The sequence below is a fragment of the Endozoicomonas sp. ONNA2 genome (genome assembly GCF_024606365.1).
Taxonomy (GTDB): domain Bacteria; phylum Pseudomonadota; class Gammaproteobacteria; order Pseudomonadales; family Endozoicomonadaceae; genus Endozoicomonas.
The window spans coordinates 1-2,139 of record NZ_JAHHPO010000919.1; the positions used below are offsets into that span (position 1 = coordinate 1).

Genomic DNA, 2,139 nt, shown 5'->3' on the forward strand with positions numbered 1-2,139 from the left:
ACTCCCACGTTCCACAAAAGAGCCTGAAATCAGTTCATGCCACCTATACCCCGGAACCGGAAGGTTACCTTGCCGCACGCCGCCGCCGATCGCTTGCAGCCTTTCGTAGTCAAACTCCTGTTGGAGTTTGGGGCAGATGTCAATGCTTTAATCAAGGACTCGCAAGTGCCGAAGGGAACTACTACCCCCCTGATGATTGCTATTGGTAAATCAAACAGTAATAAACACGTTGAAATTATTGAAATACTGATAAAAAACGGTGCAAGTACTAATGCAATCATAAGCAATTCCGGTGAGATGCTGGCCGTTCCACCCTTGGGGTATGCCGCTGCAAGAGGAGACATCGAAAGCGCAAGACTTCTGTTGGAGAATGGGGCTAATGTTAATGAATGCCAGAGTGGATGTGATTTGGGTAACGGCTACACACCCCTAATGTTTGCTGCCGGCAATGGCCACAGCAGCATGGTTGAATATCTATTGAACAAGGGAGCAAAGGTTGATGCCGCTCAATACGATGCGGGCAATTATAGCGGCCGTACGGCCCTGCACTTGGCCGCCTTGGGAGGTGATACCAGAGTTGGAAAACTTTTGGTAGAGCATGGTGCTAATGTCAATGCTGTTATGCACAATGCCGGTGTTGAAGAGGGATGCACTCCCCTGATTAGTGCTGCCAGCGAAGGACATCAGGAATTCGTTAAATTTCTCCTGGATAACAATGCCGACGTCAATGCCGCTATGTCTTGCGGAGCAAAAAAAGGCTGGACCGCACTGTTCCTTGCCAGCGCGAGGGGTCACAAGCCGACAGTTCAACTGCTCCTGGACGCCAACGCAAACGTCAATGCCACCGGGTACCACAAGGCTTCAGGTAAGGGTCTGACACCCTACATGGTTGCATCTCTCAGAGAACACAACGAGGTTGCTCAACTCCTGCTGAGTCGAGGGAGCAACGACAATTCACTCAATATCCGTTTACCGTATTGGCTCAACAAAAAGTACTGGTAAATATAAAGTACTACCGTACATTACCATTCACCTTTAAGGCCTGTAGAAATATGGAGCTATGTTTTGCCAGTAATGTTTGAGAAGTTACCTTTCACCTGATTGACAAAAACTGCTGACCCGTTGACGCAGTTGCATGCCCTTTTTTCCATTGGGGAATGCAGTTTATTTATAGATTTTTACCTTCTTTAAATAGAGGAAGATTAATATGCAAACCATTGGATCTGCCAGAAATGGTTCTGACAACTTCTACCGCACCCCTGAACAAGCCAACAGCAGGCAAGGGCACACAGGCTGTCCGGATAACGTCAGTAACAGTAGCATCACCAATCACAATGAACCGGGTTCTGGCAAGCCAGTGGTTTTTTGTGGCTTTAGTGTTTATGGGCGTCCTGCTGAATTTTACGGTTTGTGTACCAGAAGCGGCAAAGTTTACCCGAAAATAGATTGCCCTTCCGGTCTTACCCTTGAACGACTTGAGGAAGGGTCCGTACGCGCTGTGAGTCATCCCGGCCGTCATCTTCCGCCTGGTACCAGTTCCGGATCTGACAGTGCCGTTATGGATGTCAGACTGCAAGCCATGGGTCATAACCAGGTCAATGCGGGCTGTTCCCGGTCCCATCAATGTTCCCCGCTGTTACTGGCAGCGAAACAGAAAGATGCTTCGCAGGTTCGCCTGGCATTGCTCAATGGTGCAGGAATTTCTGAAACTTTCAACGGCATGAATGCCCTGCATCAAGCCGTCAGCAATTGCGACATGGCTGTACTCAATGAATTGGCGCAACACCCCGATTTCAGGCTGATCCTGAATGCCACGAACTCCCGGGGCGCATCACCTTTAATCCAGTCTGCGATCCTTGGTAACTGGGAAATCACCCAAAGACTGCTGGAGCTTGGTGCCGATGACAGTGATCTGAATATTGATAATGAATCCGTGCTGCTTGATATGTTCTGGCGTAACTGGAGCAGTTTAAAACAAAACTTGCGAACTCAATTAACTTCTGATGTGTCAAGTAGCTAACCCTATGAAATCATATTTCTGGCTCCTTGTGCCGACACTCTCGGCAACTACTCCTGCCTGGCACCTGCATCCAGACAGTCGTGCGGCGTTACAACTCCGGTCACATAGCTTTGGCTATG

2 protein-coding genes are annotated in these 2,139 nt (G+C 48.9%); both read left to right on the forward strand.

Annotated elements, in window-relative coordinates; translation table 11 throughout:
- Nucleotides 1-36: 36 nt before the first annotated feature.
- Entirely contained in the window at nt 37-1,002 is a 966-nt protein-coding gene (locus KDK14_RS16340; protein ID WP_257266241.1) for an ankyrin repeat domain-containing protein, read from the forward strand.
- A 205-nt stretch (nt 1,003-1,207) separates the two neighbouring features.
- The gene (locus tag KDK14_RS16345) at nt 1,208-2,020 is read left to right on the forward strand and encodes an ankyrin repeat domain-containing protein (RefSeq protein WP_257266242.1); all 813 of its coding nucleotides are present in this window, start codon (nt 1,208-1,210) and stop codon (nt 2,018-2,020) included.
- Nucleotides 2,021-2,139 lie beyond the last annotated feature (119 nt).

Coding starts and splice junctions, on each gene's coding strand:
- KDK14_RS16340 (WP_257266241.1), top strand. CDS start 37: ATGCCACCTATACCCCGGAACCGGAAGGTTACCTTGCCGCACGCCGCC.
- KDK14_RS16345 (WP_257266242.1), top strand. CDS start 1,208: ATGCAAACCATTGGATCTGCCAGAAATGGTTCTGACAACTTCTACCGC.